Raw genomic sequence first — 16,768 nt, 5'->3', positions numbered from 1 at the left:
CGCCCAGACCTGTACAATGTCTCCCTGATAAATGTGGTTTTCCATTGAGCAAGTTTGTTGGTGATACCCCATTTTTATAAGCATATTTTGCCTGAGACTTGCAGTTTTCATTTAGCCATGGCAGTTCTATAATGAGACGCATTATCCCAGGTGCATTTTCTGTCACTTCCTACAGAAGTGAATCGTTTAGCAACAGGACAGATTCCGCATGACTGACAACAATACCGCATTAAAGAAGGCTGGCCTGAAAGTTACGCTTCCTCGGTTAAAAATCCTTGAAGTGCTTCAGGGTCCAGACAATCACCATGTCAGTGCGGAAGACCTTTATAAACGTCTTATCGACATGGGTGAAGAGATTGGGCTGGCTACCGTCTATCGCGTGCTGAACCAGTTTGATGACGCGGGCATTGTTACCCGTCATAATTTCGAAGGCGGTAAATCTGTTTTCGAACTGACCCAGCAGCAGCACCACGATCACCTGATCTGCCTCGATTGCGGCAAGGTCATTGAATTCAGCGATGATTCCATCGAATCACGCCAGCGTGAAATCGCCGCGCGTCATGGCATCCGCCTGACCAACCACAGCCTGTACCTTTACGGTCATTGCGCTGAAGGCGATTGCCGCGAAGACGACCACGCGCACGACGCGAAATAAACAAGTGTTCATACTCTGAGCCAGCCGTAAGGTTGGCTTTTTTTTGCCTAAAAAAATGCCCGGTAGCGCAGCGCCACCGGGCATGATAACAGCGAGTTACTTACTGTTATTGCTTCGAATTTCTTTCCAAATCTGGTCGCAACGCTTCGCCACTTCCTGATCGTTACCGGTTTTACGCGCCTGGATACAGGCCTGGTAATCCATTACGCGGACATTTTCCTGCGTCGCGAACTGCTCATGCGCTTTCTCTTTCTTCAGCACGTTTAGCACGCTCTGGCAGGCTTCAATTTTCTCCGGCGATCCTTCCGCAGTATTAATGCAGGCGCTATACGCCTCCTTCAGGCGGGAGTCCTCTTTTGGTGCCTGAGTCTGAGCACACGCCACCAGCCCTGATGCCAGCAACGCGACGACTACGATTTTTTTCATCATATACGGTCTCCATACCGGCGGGACTCAGCCCGCCGGTGCGTTTATCAGAAGATGGTGAATGGGGCGATAACCATGAATTTCACGTCACGTTCATCCTGGAAAATGTTGCCGTAACCGCCCGCATAGCTCGGGATATCGGAGTGATTGTCATACTGGGTGAAGTGCAGTTTGAACATCGTGCCTTTCGCGCGGCCATCCTGCAGGGTATAGATTGCATCCAGGCTGTAGGAAGACTCTTTCAGGCGATAGTTGGGATCGTAGTATGCGTCCGGTGTTGCCATATCGGCAGGTTTTGCGTCCCAGGCGTAAGCGTAAGAAGCGCCCACCGCCCAGCCAGGCAGGTTCCAGTTTTTCAGGTCGTACATTGCACCGAAGAAGACCGCTTTCTCGCCGTCGGCGTTGAAGTCTGAGCGGTTATCCCACCAGATATCAAGACGGCCGTTGGAGGAGGCGTAGGTCGGAGTCATACGCTGCAGGAAGTAGCCCTGCTGCCCTTCCGCCTTCACCCATGTGCCTTCCAGACGCAAATCAACCTGACCAACCTTGTAGCCGAAGGTGAGTGCCTGCAGCCACGCGGTGCCGTCATAAATGTCATTGACCCCACCGTTACTGACTTTATCGCGCGTACCGTAGAACTGGTAGCTAGTACTCAGCGGGCTACCCGCGACATCAAACTTATAGCTGGCCTTAGCAAAGTACTGATCGATATAGCCTTGTGCCTGACCAAATGCCGCTTCAAGCACCAGATCGTTTTTGAAGTCGTATTTCGCGCCCAGCGAGTGCAGGTAATCGACTTTGGTTTTTTTATCGTTCTGGTAGAACTTGTCCATCTCGATGTGCCAAGGCGCTTTGTACTCGTTGGTCCACATATAGGAGAAGCTCAACGCACCCGCATCACCGTAGTCAAAGTTAGCTCCCGCTTCCGCACCCTGATAGGTACCCGGCATAAAGCTCCAGTGCGGCGCTAACAGAGTCTGGCCAGTTGGCTGAATATAACCGCCGCGCGCCCATACCGGACCGTATTTAAATTTCGCCGCGGCTTTGTAAAGGCTTATACCGCTCTTATCCCCGGACCAGTCTTCATCATAGGCTTTGTTGCTGGAGGAGAAGGCGATTTCGTTCGGGTGGCCGCTGTCGCCGTTTTCCGCCATTTCAATCGCGGTAAACGCAGCAATATCCAGACCGAACATATCCGCGGCATAGCCTGACTGGAAGTCCAGGTTGGCGTTCCAGGTGGAGTGAGAAAGGTTGGTTTTGTATTTATCTTCAGTGACGTCTTTACGGTCACGCTCACGCTGCCAGTAATAAATACCGCCCGTGAGGGTAGAATCTTCGATGAAACCCGCTGCTTTTGCCTCTGGCGCAATCACAAGTCCCGACATTGCTGTCACACCGGCAATAGCCAGCGCCAGCGCACTACGTTTGCCACTGAACGTACGCATAGATTATTCCTCTTTGACGAATTAAAACGCCTGAAACGGCGTAAATAAAAAAGACCAAATGGTCAGGGGTAGTTTTAAATACCCTCGAATTAACTACCGTCTTTAGGTTATTTTTCGCGACGCGAATTATCAATGCTTTTTAGCGGACAAAAGTCAGGATTATGACGAAGTGCACATAATTGGTAGTGCTTTGTAACATTTACGGGAAGGCGAGGAATGACGGGGAATTATCAGGTATTTCAGTGGGTAGACGTGGTATCTCTTTCCTTTTATGTAACATTTTTGATTTTCGCAATGGCACAAACTTTTTTTTAAAAAATAAGTAGCACCTCATTGACCTGATATTTTCATGACGCCTCTTTAGGCCCTGGCTTAATACCCTGATCGTTATATAAAAAAACGCCGCACAGTGCGGCGTTTGTCTCTCATTGACCAGAGCAGCAATATTATTCGCCGATCTTCGTCCAGGTATCACGCAGACCTACAGTACGGTTAAATACTGGTTTTTCCGCGGTGCTGTAACGGCTGTCCAGGCAGAAGTAACCTTCACGTTCGAACTGGAACGCTTTGCCCGCTTCAGCAGCTTTCAGAGAAGGTTCCGCATAACCCTGCTTGATCACCAGCGATTCCGGGTTGATGGTCGCCAGGAAGTCTTCCGCCGCACCCGGGTTAGGCACGCTGAACAGACGATCGTACAGACGAATTTCTACCGGCAGCGCGTGGGATGCGCTCACCCAGTGGATAACGCCCTTCACTTTACGGCCGTCAGCAGGATCTTTGCTCAGCGTTTCAGCGTCATAAGAACAGAAGATGGTGGTGATATTCCCTTCCGCATCTTTTTCAACGCGCTCGGCTTTGATGACGTAAGCATTACGCAGACGCACTTCTTTACCCAGCACCAGACGCTTGTACTGCTTGTTGGCTTCTTCGCGGAAGTCAGCGCGGTCAATCCAGATCTCGCCGCTGAACGGCACGTCACGGCTTCCCATTTCCGGTTTGTTCGGATGGTTAGGCATGGAGACCAGCTCGCTTTCACCCTGCGGATAGTTTTCGATGACCAGTTTCACCGGGTCGATAACCGCCATCGCGCGCGGGGCGTTTTCGTTGAGATCTTCACGAATGCAGGATTCCAGGGAAGCCATCTCAATGGTGTTATCCTGCTTGGTCACGCCGATACGTTTGCAGAACTCACGAATAGACGCGGCAGTGTAACCACGACGACGCAAACCAGAAATGGTAGGCATACGCGGGTCATCCCAGCCCTCAACGTGCTTGTCGGTCACCAGCAGGTTCAGCTTACGCTTGGACATCACGGTGTATTCCAGATTCAGACGAGAGAACTCGTACTGGCGCGGGTGCACAGGAATGGTGATGTTATCCAGCACCCAGTCGTACAGACGACGGTTATCCTGGAACTCCAGCGTACACAGCGAGTGAGTGATGCCTTCCAGCGCATCGCTGATGCAGTGGGTAAAGTCGTACATCGGGTAGATGCACCACTTGTTACCGGTCTGGTGGTGTTCTGCGAACTTGATGCGGTACAGCACCGGATCGCGCATCACGATGAACGGAGACGCCATGTCAATTTTGGCACGCAGGCACGCTTTGCCTTCTTCGAAGCCACCGGCACGCATTTTTTCAAACAGCGCCAGGTTCTCTTCCACGCTGCGATCGCGGAACGGGCTGTTTTTGCCCGGCGCGGTCAGCGTACCGCGGTATTCGCGGATTTCGTCAGCAGACAGCTCGTCGACATACGCCAGACCTTTGTTGATAAGCTCTACCGCATAGGCGTACAGCTGATCGAAATAGTCAGAGGAGTAGCAGATATCGCCAGACCAGTTGAAGCCCAGCCATTGGACATCGTTCTTAATGGACTCAACGTATTCGATGTCTTCTTTTACTGGGTTGGTGTCATCGAAACGCAGGTTGCACTGGCCCTGGTAGTCCTGGGCAATGCCAAAGTTCAGGCAGATAGATTTTGCATGCCCGATGTGCAGGTAGCCGTTCGGCTCCGGCGGGAAACGGGTATGGATTGTGGTGTGCTTACCACTGGCCAGATCTTCATCGATGATCTGACGAATAAAGTTACTCGGGCGGGCTTCTGCCTCACTCATCGTGGATTCCTCAAAGCGTAAACAACGTATAACGGCGTATGATCTTATAAGCCGGACGTAGTGACAACCCTTAAAACGTCTCTGAAGAAAATAATGGGGGCATTTGCTGCAAAAAAAAGCGGCGGAGGATATCCCCCGCCGCTTAAGGCATGACTCTACTCAGGAGCGATTACTTGCCTTTAATCTCATATAGCGGTGTTTGACCCGCAACAACCTGACCTTTCGCCTGGATGACCAGACCGCTGAAGTCGTCAATGTTGCTGCAAACCACCGGGCTTATCATGGAGCGCGCGTTGGCGTTCAGGAAGTCCAGATCCATTTCCAGAATCGGCTGCCCTGCCACCACTTCAGCGCCCTCTTCCACCAGGCGAGTAAAGCCCTGACCGTTCAGCGCAACGGTATCGATACCCATATGGACAACGATCTCCGCACCATTTTCGGTTTCGAGGCAGAACGCGTGGTTGGTGTTGAAGATTTTCACGATGGTACCGGCCGCCGGAGACACAACGGTTTTTTCCGTTGGTTTCACCGCCACACCGTCACCGACCGCTTTGCTGGCGAAGGCTTCGTCAGGCACTTGCTCAATCGCAACGACTTCACCGGTTACCGGTGAAACCAGCGCGGCTACCGTTTTGGCGTTGGGTACCGCCTGCGGTTTTGCAGCCGCTGGCGCGGCGGCAGGTGCGGCAGAAGCTTCTGCTGCGGCTACCGGACCGGTGGTTTTCATGGCGTTAGCAATTTTCTCTGCCACGAAGCCAACGATAATCTGCACGCTGGTTTTGTTCAGGCGGATAACACCGGAAGCACCCAGACGTTTGGCCAGCGCTTCGTTCACCAGGGAAGAATCTTTCACGTTCAGACGCAGACGGGTGATACAGGCGTCGATACCGGTCAGGTTGTCAGAACCGCCGACAGCGGCGATGTACTGACGTGCCAGACCTGAAACGTCCTGGTCCTGAGCACCGCTCACGTTCACATCCTGACCATCCGCTTCGCTACCGGCCACGGCCAGCTCACGACCCGGGGTCATCAGGTTGAATTTGGTGATAGTGAAACGGAACACCATGTAGTAGATAGCGAAGAACACCAGACCTTGTGGAATCAGCATCCACCAGTGGGTCGCCAGCGGGTTACGGGAAGAAAGCACCATATCCACCAGACCCGCACTGAAGCCGAAACCGGCAATCCAGTGCATGCTGGCAGCGATAAACACGGAGATACCGGTCAGCACAGCGTGGATCACATACAGAACTGGCGCCACGAACATGAAGGAGAACTCCAGCGGCTCGGTGATACCGGTGAAGAAGGCCGCGAACGCCCCCGCCATCATGATACCCAGCACTTTCGCTTTGTTCTCTGGACGCGCGCAGTGGTAGATAGCCAGCGCAGCTCCCGGCAGACCAAACATCATGATCGGGAAGAAGCCAGCCTGGTAACGACCGGTGATACCGACAACCGCTTTACCTGCTTCGATGGACTGTGCGCCACCCAGGAAGTTAGGAATATCGTTAATACCGGCAACATCGAACCAGAATACAGAGTTCAGCGCGTGGTGCAGACCGACCGGGATCAGCAGACGGTTAAAGAACGCGTACACGCCCGCACCGACAGAACCCAGTTTCTGGATGTGCTCACCGAAGTTCACCAGACCGTCGAAGATCATCGGCCAGACGTACATCATGATGAACGCAACAACGATCATCACAAACGAGGTCAGGATGGGGACCAGACGGCGGCCGCTAAAGAAGGAGAGCGCTTTTGGCAGCTCTACGCTGCTGAAGCGGTTATACAGTTCAGCGGAGATGATACCCACAAGGATACCGACAAACTGGTTACTGATCTTACCAAATGCCGCCGGAACCTGGTCCGCCGGGATTTTTTGGATCATGGCCACCGCTGCCGGTGAGCAGAGAGTGGTTAACACAAGGAAACCGACAAAACCGGTCAGCGCAGCGGCGCCGTCTTTGTCTTTGGACATACCATAAGCCACACCAATAGCAAACAACACGGACATGTTGTCGATAATGGCAGAGCCCGACTTGATAAAGAACGCCGCCAGCGCGCTGGTATTACCCCAGCCGTTGGGGTCGATCCAGTAGCCGACACCCATCAGGATGGCTGCGGCAGGCAGCGTGGCGACCGGCACCATCAGTGCGCGACCAACCTTTTGTAAATAACCTAGAATACTCACTTTCTTCCCCCTATGAGACCCCGTTTAAGGCATGTTCTCAGCTCTGTTTTTTTATTGTGTCACGAACTATAGATACAGTTGATGATTCACTGGCATTGTGAGTGTGTGAAAAATTAATTCGTATCGCAAATTAAACGCGTACTTTTTGTGATTTTTGTCACCAAATATCGTTATTCACCCTCCCTTATACTGGCTAACAGCGAAAACTTATTTTATCATTCAAAAAATCAAGACGGATTGATCCGGCCTGAAAGTTTCCAGGTTACGCTTAAGTATCAGGTTCCGATAGCCATCCGCCCACTCTTCTACTTTAACTCTCGAGGTGAACAATGAGACTGATTCCCCTGGCAACTGCTGAACAAGTTGGTAAATGGGCCGCTCGCCATATCGTAAACCGCATTAACGCATTCAAGCCGACTGCCGATCGTCCTTTCGTTCTTGGACTTCCAACAGGCGGCACGCCGCTGACAGCCTATAAGGCGCTGGTTGAGATGCATAAAGCAGGCCAGGTTAGCTTCAAACATGTTGTCACCTTCAATATGGATGAATACGTTGGCTTACCGAAAGACCACCCGGAAAGCTACCATAGCTTTATGCACCGCAATTTCTTTGATCACGTTGATATTCCATCTGAAAATATTAACCTGCTGAATGGAAACGCGCCGGATATTGACGCAGAATGCCGTCAGTATGAAGAAAAAATCCGTTCTTACGGTAAGATCCACCTGTTCATGGGTGGTGTAGGTAATGATGGTCATATCGCGTTTAACGAACCGGCGTCATCTCTGGCTTCCCGCACCCGTATTAAAACGCTGACCCATGACACGCGCGTGGCAAACTCCCGCTTCTTTGACGGCGATGTTAACCAGGTTCCAAAATACGCCCTGACCGTAGGCGTAGGCACCCTGCTGGATGCCGAAGAAGTGATGATTCTGGTGCTGGGCGGCGTGAAAGCGCAGGCGCTCCAGGCTGCCGTTGAAGGCAACGTTAACCATATGTGGACCATCAGCTGCCTGCAGCTGCATCCGAAATCCGTCATCGTCTGTGACGAACCGTCCACGATGGAGCTGAAGGTAAAAACGCTGAAATACTTCAACGAGTTAGAAGCCGAGAATATCAAAGATCTGTAATTGAATAACCGCCTCTTCATCAGGAGGCGGCCGCTTTTTTTAACCGGGGGTCGTTATGTACGCTTTAACCCACGGTCGGATTTATACCGGCCATGAAATTCTGGATGACCATGCGATTGTTATCGCTGATGGCCTGATTGAACGTGTTTGCCCGCTGGCAGAACTGCCGCCGGAGATTGAACAGCGCTCACTCAATGGAGCAGTAATCTCCCCCGGTTTCATCGACGTTCAGCTCAACGGCTGCGGCGGTGTGCAATTCAATGATACCGCCGAGGCGGTAACGGTCGAAACGCTGGAGATCATGCAAAAAGCCAATGAGAAATCGGGCTGCACCAGCTATCTGCCAACGCTCATCACCAGCAGTGATGAGCTGATGAAGCAGGGTATCCGTGTGATGCGTGAATATCTGGCCAAACATCCTAATCAGGCGCTGGGTCTGCACCTTGAAGGGCCATGGCTGAACATGGTCAAGAAAGGAACGCATAACCCGAATTACGTGCGTAAGCCTGATGCGGAGCTGGTTGACTACATGTGTGCCAACGCCGATGTGATCACCAAAGTGACGCTGGCACCTGAAATGACGGGTACGGATGTCATCAGCAAACTTGCTGCCGCCGGGATTATCGTTTCAGCCGGTCACTCAAACGCGACGCTGAAAGAAGCGAAAGCCGGTTTCCGCGCGGGCATTACCTTCGCGACGCACCTTTACAACGCCATGCCGTATATCACAGGCCGTGAACCGGGTCTGGTCGGGGCGATTCTGGATGAGCCAGACGTCTACTGCGGTATTATTGCTGACGGCTTACACGTTGATTACACCAACATTCGCAATGCTAAGCGGCTGAAAGGTGACAAGCTTTGTCTGGTGACGGATGCCACTGCACCGGCAGGTGCAAATATTGAGCAGTTCATTTTTGCCGGTAAAACAATATACTACCGCAATGGACTGTGTGTGGATGAAAACGGTACGCTGAGTGGTTCCTCTTTGACCATGATTGAAGGGGTGCGTAACCTGGTTGAGCATTGCGGGATTGCGCTTGATGAAGTCCTGCGTATGGCAACCCTTTATCCGGCTCGCGCAATGGGCGTGGATAAACAGCTCGGCGGAATTGCACCAGGTATGGTTGCAAACCTGACGGCATTCACACACGATTATAAAATTATTAAGACCATCGTTAATGGTAACGAGGTCGTCACTGAGTAAGTAAAAGTATGACACCTGGCGGACAAGCTCAAATCGGTAATGTCGATCTCGTTAAACAACTTAACAGTGCGGCGGTATATCGCCTGATTGACCAACACGGACCCATCTCGCGAATTCAGATAGCCGAACAAAGCCAGCTTGCACCCGCCAGCGTGACAAAAATTACCCGCCAGCTTATTGAGCGCGGTCTGATCAAAGAAGTCGATCAGCAGGCCTCCACCGGCGGCCGTCGCGCCATCTCCATTATTACTGAAACCCGTAATTTTCAGGCAATTGGCGTCCGTCTGGGCCGTCATGACACCACGCTCACGCTATACGATCTGAGCAGTAAAGCCATCGCGGAAGAGCACTACCCTCTTCCGGAGCGCACCCAGGAGACGCTGGAGCATGCGCTGCTGAATACCATCGCGCAGTTTATTGAAAGCTGTCAGCGCAAGATCCGCGAACTCATCGCTATCTCCGTAATTCTGCCCGGCCTGGTCGACCCGGAAAGCGGCGTGATCCGCTATATGCCGCACATTCCGGTTGAAAACTGGGGGCTGGTCGATGCGCTGGAAAAGCGTTTTAAAGTGACCTGCTTTGTGGGCCACGATATTCGCTCGCTGGCGCTGGCGGAGCACTACTTTGGTGCGAGTCAGGACTGTGAAGACTCTATTCTGGTGCGCGTTCACCGCGGAACGGGCGCGGGCATAATCTCTAACGGCCGTATTTTTATTGGTCGCAACGGTAACGTCGGTGAGATTGGCCACATTCAGGTTGAGCCCCTTGGGGAGCGCTGCCACTGCGGCAATTTCGGCTGTCTTGAAACCATCGCCGCCAACACGGCCATCGAGCAGCGCGTCCGCCATCTGCTTGAACAGGGTTACCAAAGCCGCGTCACGCTGGACGACTGCAAAATAGGCACCATCTGCAAAGCCGCTAATAAAGGCGACGCGCTGGCCTGTGAAGTAATCGAGCAGGTGGGGCGCCATCTGGGGAAAACTATCGCCATCGCCATTAACCTGTTTAACCCACAAAAAGTGGTGATCGCCGGTGAAATTGTGGAAGCGGAAAAGGTGCTGCTCCCCGCGATTGAAGGCTGTATTAACACCCAGGCGCTGAAAGCATTCCGCCAGAATCTTCCGGTGGTTCGTTCAAAGCTTGACCATCGCTCGGCGATTGGCGCGTTCGCGCTGGTCAAACGCGCCATGCTCAACGGAATTCTGCTGCAGCATTTGCTGGAAAGTTGATCGGACCTTATAGTAACGCCTTCTTTTTTTAATGTCGGACTGTCCATGACCATTAAGAATGTAATTTGTGATATCGACGGCGTGCTGATGCACGACAACGTTGCCGTGCCGGGTGCTGCGGAGTTTCTTCACCGCATCATCGACAAAGGAATGCCTCTGGTTCTTCTCACGAACTACCCTTCTCAGACCGGTCAGGATCTGGCAAACCGTTTTGCCACGGCAGGTGTCGACGTCCCGGACAGCGTGTTTTATACCTCGGCGATGGCCACGGCGGATTTTCTGAAGCGTCAGGAAGGGAAAAAAGCCTACGTGGTGGGTGAAGGTGCGCTGATCCATGAGCTATACAAAGCGGGCTTTACCATCACCGACGTCAACCCGGACTTTGTAATTGTTGGCGAAACGCGATCCTTTAACTGGGAGATGATGCATAAAGCTGCATACTTTGTCGCCAGCGGTGCGCGCTTTATCGCTACCAATCCGGATACCCACGGCCGCGGTTTTTATCCGGCCTGCGGCGCGCTGTGTGCCGGTATCGAAAAAATCTCTGGTCGTCAGCCGTTCGTTGTCGGGAAACCGAGCCCGTGGATCATTCGTGCCGCACTGAACAAAATGCAGGCCCACTCTGAAGAAACCGTTATTGTCGGCGACAACCTGCGCACCGATATTCTGGCCGGTTTCCAGGCGGGTCTGGAGACGATTCTGGTCCTCTCTGGCGTCTCTCAGCTTGATGACATTGATTCGATGCCGTTCCGGCCAAGCTGGATTTACCCCTCCGTCGACGAAATCGACATTATCTGATTCCGAACCACGCCTCAGGGCGTGGTTTTTTATTTTCTCGCCTGTAAAACACAATCGCATCTAACGGAAAAGCACTTTCATTGCATAATCATCAATAAAAGTGCTCACGACATACGCATTTTTCACAGATCGGCAACCGCCATTGCACTATTTCCGTTTTCACCCGTAAAACGCTTGCGCGCCCTGCCCCTTTGCGGCATTTTCATAAGCAAGCAACATTACAAAGCAACAGGGTTAACGGAGAAGGTTATGTGTTCAATTTTTGGCGTACTGGATATTAAAACTGACGCAGGCGAACTGCGTAAAAAGGCACTCGAACTGTCCCGCCTGATGCGCCATCGCGGACCGGACTGGTCAGGCGTTTACGCCAGTGACAAAGCGATTCTGGCTCACGAACGTCTGTCTATTGTTGACGTCAACGCCGGTGCACAGCCGCTGTATAACGAGAAAAAAACGCACGCGCTGGCTGTCAACGGTGAGATCTACAACCACCAGGCGCTGCGCGCCGAATACGGCGACCGCTACGCGTTCCAGACCGGTTCTGACTGTGAAGTGATCCTGGCGCTGTATCAGGAGAAAGGGCCTGAGTTCCTGGACGACCTGCAGGGTATGTTCGCCTTCGCGCTGTACGACAGCGAAAAAGACGCTTACCTGATTGGCCGCGACCATATCGGCATTATCCCGCTGTACATGGGCCACGATGAGCATGGCAACTTCTACGTTGCTTCTGAAATGAAAGCCCTGGTACCGGTCTGCCGCACCATCAAAGAGTTCCCGGCAGGCAGCTACCTGTGGAGCAAAGACGGCGAGATCCGTCAATATTATCAGCGTGACTGGTTCGATTTCGACGCGGTAAAAGACAACGTCACGGACAAAGCCGAGCTGCGTCAGGCGCTGGAAGATTCCGTGAAAAGCCACCTGATGTCCGACGTGCCGTACGGCGTGCTGCTCTCTGGCGGTCTGGACTCCTCCGTGATCTCCGCGATCACCAAGAAATTCGCGGCCCGTCGCGTGGAAGATCAGGAGCGCTCAGAAGCCTGGTGGCCACAGCTGCACTCCTTTGCCGTGGGCCTGGAAGGCGCACCTGACCTGAAAGCCGCGCAGGAAGTGGCAAACCACCTGGGGACCGTGCACCATGAAATTCATTTCACCGTGCAGGAAGGTCTGGATGCGATCCGCGATGTGATCTATCACATTGAAACCTATGACGTGACCACCATCCGCGCCTCGACCCCGATGTACCTGATGTCACGTAAGATCAAAGCGATGGGCATCAAGATGGTGCTCTCCGGTGAAGGTTCTGACGAAGTGTTTGGCGGCTACCTGTACTTCCACAAAGCGCCGAATGCCAAAGAGCTGCACGAAGAGACCGTGCGCAAACTGCAGGCGTTGCACATGTTCGACTGTGCGCGTGCCAACAAAGCGATGTCCGCCTGGGGCGTGGAAGCGCGCGTGCCGTTCCTGGATAAGAAATTCCTCGACGTGGCGATGCGCATCAACCCGCAGGACAAGATGTGCGGCAACGGCAAAATGGAAAAACATATCCTGCGTGAATGTTTTGAATCCTACCTGCCGGCGAGCGTGGCGTGGCGTCAGAAAGAGCAGTTCTCTGATGGCGTAGGTTATAGCTGGATCGACACCCTGAAAGAGGTCGCGGCGAAACAGGTTTCTGACCAGCAGCTGGAAACCGCAAGCTTCCGCTTCCCGTACAACACGCCGGGTTCGAAAGAAGCGTATCTCTACCGTGAAATTTTTGAAGAATTGTTCCCGGTACCGAGCGCTGCGGAGTGTGTGCCGGGTGGCCCGTCCGTCGCCTGCTCGTCTGCCAAAGCGATTGAATGGGATGAATCGTTCAAATCCATGAACGATCCGTCAGGACGTGCGGTAGGCGTTCACCAGTCAGCCTACAAATAATCGCGTATTTCATCATCAGGCCCTGCGGGGCCTGATTTTTTTTGCCCCGCTTTTGCACAGCTAAAAACGATTAATAACCAATAATTGCCGAATATTCGGTCACGCTGTTCGCAACCTAACCAAACAGTCACATTCCGGCTATTTTCGTTGAAAAAGGTGTTGACGCTGCAAGGGTCTATACGCATAATGCGCCCCGCAACGCCGATAAGGTAACGCGAAAAAAGATGGCTACGTAGCTCAGTTGGTTAGAGCACATCACTCATAATGATGGGGTCACAGGTTCGAATCCCGTCGTAGCCACCATCTTTTTTGCGGGAGTGGCGAAATTGGTAGACGCACCAGATTTAGGTTCTGGCGCCGCAAGGTGTGCGAGTTCAAGTCTCGCCTCCCGCACCATTCCCGGGTAAGCGTTGCACGGATGGGGTATCGCCAAGCGGTAAGGCACCGGTTTTTGATACCGGCATTCCCTGGTTCGAATCCAGGTACCCCAGCCATCGAAGATTGCAGTACTGGCTACGTAGCTCAGTTGGTTAGAGCACATCACTCATAATGATGGGGTCACAGGTTCGAATCCCGTCGTAGCCACCAAATTTAGATTATCGATGTTGTTCGGTAATGAAAAAAATTGTTGGGGTATCGCCAAGCGGTAAGGCACCGGATTCTGATTCCGGCATTCCGAGGTTCGAATCCTCGTACCCCAGCCAATTTAAAAAAGTCGTTAAGCAGTTTGTTTAACGCAATTGGGGTGTCGCCAAGCGGTAAGGCTCTGGTTTCTGATACCAGCATTCCGGGGTTCGAATCCCTGCACCCCAGCCACTTAGTAACAAAAAAGCCCGCTCTGCGGGCTTTTTTGTTTTTGTACAGAATTGTGCGGCCTGATGCCCTCACCCTGGCCCTCTCCCACGGGGAGAGGGAAAAAAGTTTAGAGTCCGAGGGCGTACTTCAGGGCCTGACGCTTCAGACCACCGGCGCGTTCCGCTGCCATCAGGCCAATATTACGCAGAATGCGCACCGGGGCTACGTCATTGCTAAACCCGGCATAGAACAGATCCATCCCCGACTGCATGATGAAATTGTCCGCCATGCGCCGCGTCTGGTAACGCTTTAGCACCTGATGGCTGGCCCAGTTTTCCGCGTGTCCGCGGGCGCTGCCCAGCACATCCAGTAACGCATCGACATCTCGATACCCCAGGTTCACGCCCTGCCCGGCCAGCGGATGAATGGTATGTGCCGCATCGCCCACCAGCGCCAGCCCTTCACGGGCATACTGCAAAGCGTGACGGCGCGTGAGCGGGAACGCCCCTGCTGCGACCGGCGTAACGTTGCCCAGACGGCTCGGGAAGTGCAGGCGGATTTCCCGCTGCAATTGTTCCATTGAAAGCCCCTGCAGCTGGCGAATACGCGCCGGTTTGTCGTACCACACCAGTGACGCCCAGTTATCAAACAGCGGTAAAAAGGCGTGCGGGCCGTTCGGCGTAAAGTGCTGCCAGGTGCTCTCTCCCGGCGCATTCTCGCACTCGACGGTAATCAGCATGCAGGACTGCTCATACTGCCAGGCATGAACCCCGATACCCGCCATCTGTCTGACCTGCGAGTTAGCGCCGTCCGCCCCAACGACCAGCTTCACGGCCAGTTCATCGCCGCTGTCGAGCGTCAGTAGATAGCCGCTCTCGTGAGGATGCAGTGCCTTAATCGAGGCCGGAAAACGCAGCGTCACCTTCGGATGTGTCTCCAGCGCCTGCCAGAGCGCCAGCTGGAGCACGTTGTTTTCCACCATATAACCCAGGCGCGGCAGCTTCAGCTCAGCGGCATCAAACGCAACGTGGGCATTTTCCCACTCCCAGGTTTCAAGACGGCTGTAAGGATGGGCGCGCATTGCCAGCACCGCCTCCCAGACGCCCAGCCCGCGCAGCAGATCGACGGAAGCCGCGCTGATCGCGGAAATGCGCACATCCGGTTTACTGGCGGGATCGAAGGCCGGCGGTGCAGCCTGTTCAATTACCGTTACCTCAAATCCCTGCTGCGCCAGCCCCAGCGCCAGCGCGCCGCCGACCATACCGCCGCCGACAACGGCAACTTCGGTGTGTAGGAGTGTCATGGTCAATTTTCCTTATTGGAGAATCCCTTAAGTTTACCGGATTTTTGCGGTCCTGAGACACATAACCTTCATACTGGTCACAACCCCACCAAAGCATTACAATACGCGGCTTGCAATCCTGAGCTGAGCAAGTCGATGACTAAAAAACTCCATATAAAAACCTGGGGCTGTCAGATGAACGAATACGATTCATCCAAGATGGCCGATCTGCTGGATTCAACCCACGGATACCAGCTGACAGAAAATGTGAAAGAAGCGGACGTGCTGCTGCTGAACACCTGTTCGATTCGTGAAAAAGCGCAGGAAAAAGTCTTTCACGTGTTAGGCCGCTGGAAGCTTCTCAAGCGAAAAAATCCGGACCTGATCATCGGCGTGGGTGGCTGCGTTGCGTCGCAGGAAGGCAAGCTGATCCGCCAGAGAGCCCCGTATGTGGACATTGTCTTTGGCCCTCAGACCCTGCACCGTCTGCCCGAGATGATCAATCAGGTCCGCGGTAACCGTAGCCCGGTCGTTGACGTCAGCTTCCCGGAAATCGAAAAGTTTGACCGTCTGCCTGAGCCGCGCGCCGATGGCCCGACCGCCTTCGTCTCGATCATGGAAGGCTGCAACAAATACTGTACTTACTGCGTGGTACCGTACACCCGTGGTGAAGAGGTCAGCCGCCCGGCAGATGACATTCTGTTTGAAATCGCGCAGCTTGCCGCGCAGGGCGTTCGCGAAGTGAATCTGCTGGGCCAGAACGTTAACGCCTGGCGCGGGGAAAACTACGACGGCACCACCGGCAGCTTTGCCGAACTGCTGCGTCTGGTGGCCGCGATTGACGGTATCGACCGCATTCGCTTTACCACCAGCCATCCGATGGAATTTACCGACGACATTATTGACGTCTATCGCGATACGCCAGAGCTGGTGAGCTTCCTGCACCTGCCGATTCAGTGCGGCTCTGACCGCGTGCTGAACCTGATGGGCCGCCCGCATACGGTGCTGGAGTACAAGTCCACCATCCGCAAGCTGCGTGAAGCGCGTCCGGATATCCAGATTAGCTCCGACTTTATCGTCGGCTTCCCTGGCGAAACCGCTGATGACTTCGAGCGCACCATGAAGCTCATCGGTGAAGTGAATTTTGACGTCAGCTACAGCTTCATCTTCTCTGCACGTCCTGGAACACCTGCGGCAGATATGGTTGACGATGTTCCGGAAGAAGAGAAGAAACAGCGTCTGTATATTCTGCAGGAGCGTATCCTTCAGCAGGCCAACGCCTGGAGCCGCCGCATGCTCGGCACCGTTCAGCGCATTCTGGTGGAAGGCACCTCACGCAAGAGCATTATGGAACTGTCCGGTCGTACCGAGAACAACCGCGTGGTGAACTTTGAAGGCACCCCGGATATGATCGGTAAATTCGTAGACGTCGAGATTGTTGAAGTGCTGACCAACTCGCTGCGCGCGAAGGTAGTCCGCACCGAGGACGAAATGGGCCTGCGCATTGCCGAGTCACCGGAATCCGTAATCTCGCGCACCCGAAAAGAAAACGATTCTGGCGTTGGGATTTACCAGCCTTAATCCT

The 16,768-nt window shown here is 53.5% G+C and carries 12 protein-coding genes and 6 tRNA genes; 13 read left to right on the top strand and 5 right to left on the bottom strand.

The window, feature by feature from the left end; genetic code table 11:
• Positions 1-208 precede the first annotated feature (208 nt).
• Positions 209-655: a ferric iron uptake transcriptional regulator gene (gene fur / locus AC0TNG_RS20970; RefSeq protein ID WP_023310771.1), complete on the top strand. Its 447-nt coding sequence runs from the start codon at positions 209-211 to the stop codon at positions 653-655.
• 96 nt (positions 656-751) lie between these two features.
• On the opposite strand, the gene chiQ is transcribed toward fur, so the two are convergent.
• The 4 genes from chiQ to nagE all read right to left on the bottom strand — a co-directional run bounded on the left by chiQ (position 752) and on the right by nagE (position 6,831).
• On the bottom strand, positions 752-1,081 hold the full coding sequence (chiQ, locus tag AC0TNG_RS20965) for a ChiQ/YbfN family lipoprotein (protein ID WP_024908817.1): 330 nt from the start codon (positions 1,079-1,081) through the stop codon (positions 752-754).
• Between the two features lie 47 nt (positions 1,082-1,128).
• Positions 1,129-2,526: a chitoporin ChiP gene (chiP, locus tag AC0TNG_RS20960; RefSeq protein ID WP_032649540.1), complete on the bottom strand. Its 1,398-nt coding sequence runs from the start codon at positions 2,524-2,526 to the stop codon at positions 1,129-1,131.
• 446 nt (positions 2,527-2,972) lie between these two features.
• On the bottom strand, positions 2,973-4,640 hold the full coding sequence (glnS, locus tag AC0TNG_RS20955; protein ID WP_032649541.1) for a glutamine--tRNA ligase: 1,668 nt from the start codon (positions 4,638-4,640) through the stop codon (positions 2,973-2,975).
• A gap of 169 nt (positions 4,641-4,809) precedes the next feature.
• Positions 4,810-6,831 carry an N-acetylglucosamine-specific PTS transporter subunit IIBC gene (nagE, locus tag AC0TNG_RS20950; protein WP_024907027.1) on the bottom strand — a complete coding sequence of 674 codons (2,022 nt, stop codon included), beginning with the start codon at positions 6,829-6,831 and terminating at the stop codon, positions 4,810-4,812.
• A gap of 329 nt (positions 6,832-7,160) precedes the next feature.
• Here nagE and nagB point away from each other — a divergent pair, with 329 nt between their 5' ends.
• From nagB to AC0TNG_RS20895, 11 genes are all read left to right on the top strand, one after another.
• Positions 7,161-7,961, top strand: coding sequence for a glucosamine-6-phosphate deaminase (gene nagB / locus AC0TNG_RS20945; protein WP_248272875.1), 801 nt, complete (start codon positions 7,161-7,163; stop codon positions 7,959-7,961).
• 55 nt (positions 7,962-8,016) lie between these two features.
• A complete protein-coding gene (gene nagA, locus AC0TNG_RS20940) occupies positions 8,017-9,165 on the top strand; it encodes an N-acetylglucosamine-6-phosphate deacetylase (RefSeq protein WP_048991079.1) in 1,149 nt (382 codons plus the stop codon).
• Positions 9,166-9,173: 8 nt separating this feature from the next.
• On the top strand, positions 9,174-10,394 hold the full coding sequence (nagC, locus tag AC0TNG_RS20935; protein WP_024907025.1) for a DNA-binding transcriptional regulator NagC: 1,221 nt from the start codon (positions 9,174-9,176) through the stop codon (positions 10,392-10,394).
• Positions 10,395-10,439: 45 nt separating this feature from the next.
• Entirely contained in the window at positions 10,440-11,192 is a 753-nt protein-coding gene (gene nagD / locus AC0TNG_RS20930) for a ribonucleotide monophosphatase NagD (protein WP_023310763.1), read from the top strand.
• A gap of 249 nt (positions 11,193-11,441) precedes the next feature.
• Entirely contained in the window at positions 11,442-13,106 is a 1,665-nt protein-coding gene (gene asnB / locus AC0TNG_RS20925) for an asparagine synthase B (RefSeq protein WP_014069343.1), read from the top strand.
• A 226-nt stretch (positions 13,107-13,332) separates the two neighbouring features.
• Positions 13,333-13,409 (top strand) — tRNA-Met (locus tag AC0TNG_RS20920).
• 8 nt (positions 13,410-13,417) lie between these two features.
• Positions 13,418-13,502 (top strand) — tRNA-Leu (locus AC0TNG_RS20915).
• 23 nt (positions 13,503-13,525) lie between these two features.
• Positions 13,526-13,600 (top strand) — tRNA-Gln (locus AC0TNG_RS20910).
• A gap of 17 nt (positions 13,601-13,617) precedes the next feature.
• Positions 13,618-13,694 (top strand) — tRNA-Met (locus tag AC0TNG_RS20905).
• 41 nt (positions 13,695-13,735) lie between these two features.
• Positions 13,736-13,810 (top strand) — tRNA-Gln (locus tag AC0TNG_RS20900).
• 37 nt (positions 13,811-13,847) lie between these two features.
• Positions 13,848-13,922: transfer RNA gene (locus AC0TNG_RS20895), tRNA-Gln, on the top strand.
• 106 nt (positions 13,923-14,028) lie between these two features.
• Here AC0TNG_RS20895 and ubiF read toward each other — a convergent pair.
• The gene (gene ubiF / locus AC0TNG_RS20890) at positions 14,029-15,204 is read right to left on the bottom strand and encodes a 3-demethoxyubiquinol 3-hydroxylase (RefSeq protein WP_473713058.1); all 1,176 of its coding nucleotides are present in this window, start codon (positions 15,202-15,204) and stop codon (positions 14,029-14,031) included.
• Between the two features lie 135 nt (positions 15,205-15,339).
• On the opposite strand from ubiF, the gene miaB reads away from it, so the two are divergent.
• On the top strand, positions 15,340-16,764 hold the full coding sequence (gene miaB / locus AC0TNG_RS20885; protein ID WP_024907023.1) for a tRNA (N6-isopentenyl adenosine(37)-C2)-methylthiotransferase MiaB: 1,425 nt from the start codon (positions 15,340-15,342) through the stop codon (positions 16,762-16,764).
• The last annotated feature ends 4 nt before the right edge of the window (positions 16,765-16,768 follow it).

It is taken from the genome of Enterobacter sp. PL_is514, assembly GCF_055816715.1.
The sequence above is the reverse complement of the archived record's forward strand: the minus strand, read 5'-3'. Positions and strand labels throughout refer to the sequence as shown.

Bases quoted from the DNA above. Each gene is read 5' to 3' on its own strand.
- nagB (WP_248272875.1), top strand. From the start codon at position 7,161: ATGAGACTGATTCCCCTGGCAACTGCTGAACAAGTTGGTAAATGGGCC.
- chiQ (WP_024908817.1), bottom strand. From the start codon at position 1,081: ATGAAAAAAATCGTAGTCGTCGCGTTGCTGGCATCAGGGCTGGTGGCG.
- glnS (WP_032649541.1), bottom strand. From the start codon at position 4,640: ATGAGTGAGGCAGAAGCCCGCCCGAGTAACTTTATTCGTCAGATCATC.
- ubiF (WP_473713058.1), bottom strand. From the start codon at position 15,204: ATGACACTCCTACACACCGAAGTTGCCGTTGTCGGCGGCGGTATGGTC.
- miaB (WP_024907023.1), top strand. From the start codon at position 15,340: ATGACTAAAAAACTCCATATAAAAACCTGGGGCTGTCAGATGAACGAA.
- nagD (WP_023310763.1), top strand. From the start codon at position 10,440: ATGACCATTAAGAATGTAATTTGTGATATCGACGGCGTGCTGATGCAC.
- fur (WP_023310771.1), top strand. From the start codon at position 209: ATGACTGACAACAATACCGCATTAAAGAAGGCTGGCCTGAAAGTTACG.
- nagC (WP_024907025.1), top strand. From the start codon at position 9,174: ATGACACCTGGCGGACAAGCTCAAATCGGTAATGTCGATCTCGTTAAA.
- asnB (WP_014069343.1), top strand. From the start codon at position 11,442: ATGTGTTCAATTTTTGGCGTACTGGATATTAAAACTGACGCAGGCGAA.
- chiP (WP_032649540.1), bottom strand. From the start codon at position 2,526: ATGCGTACGTTCAGTGGCAAACGTAGTGCGCTGGCGCTGGCTATTGCC.
- nagA (WP_048991079.1), top strand. From the start codon at position 8,017: ATGTACGCTTTAACCCACGGTCGGATTTATACCGGCCATGAAATTCTG.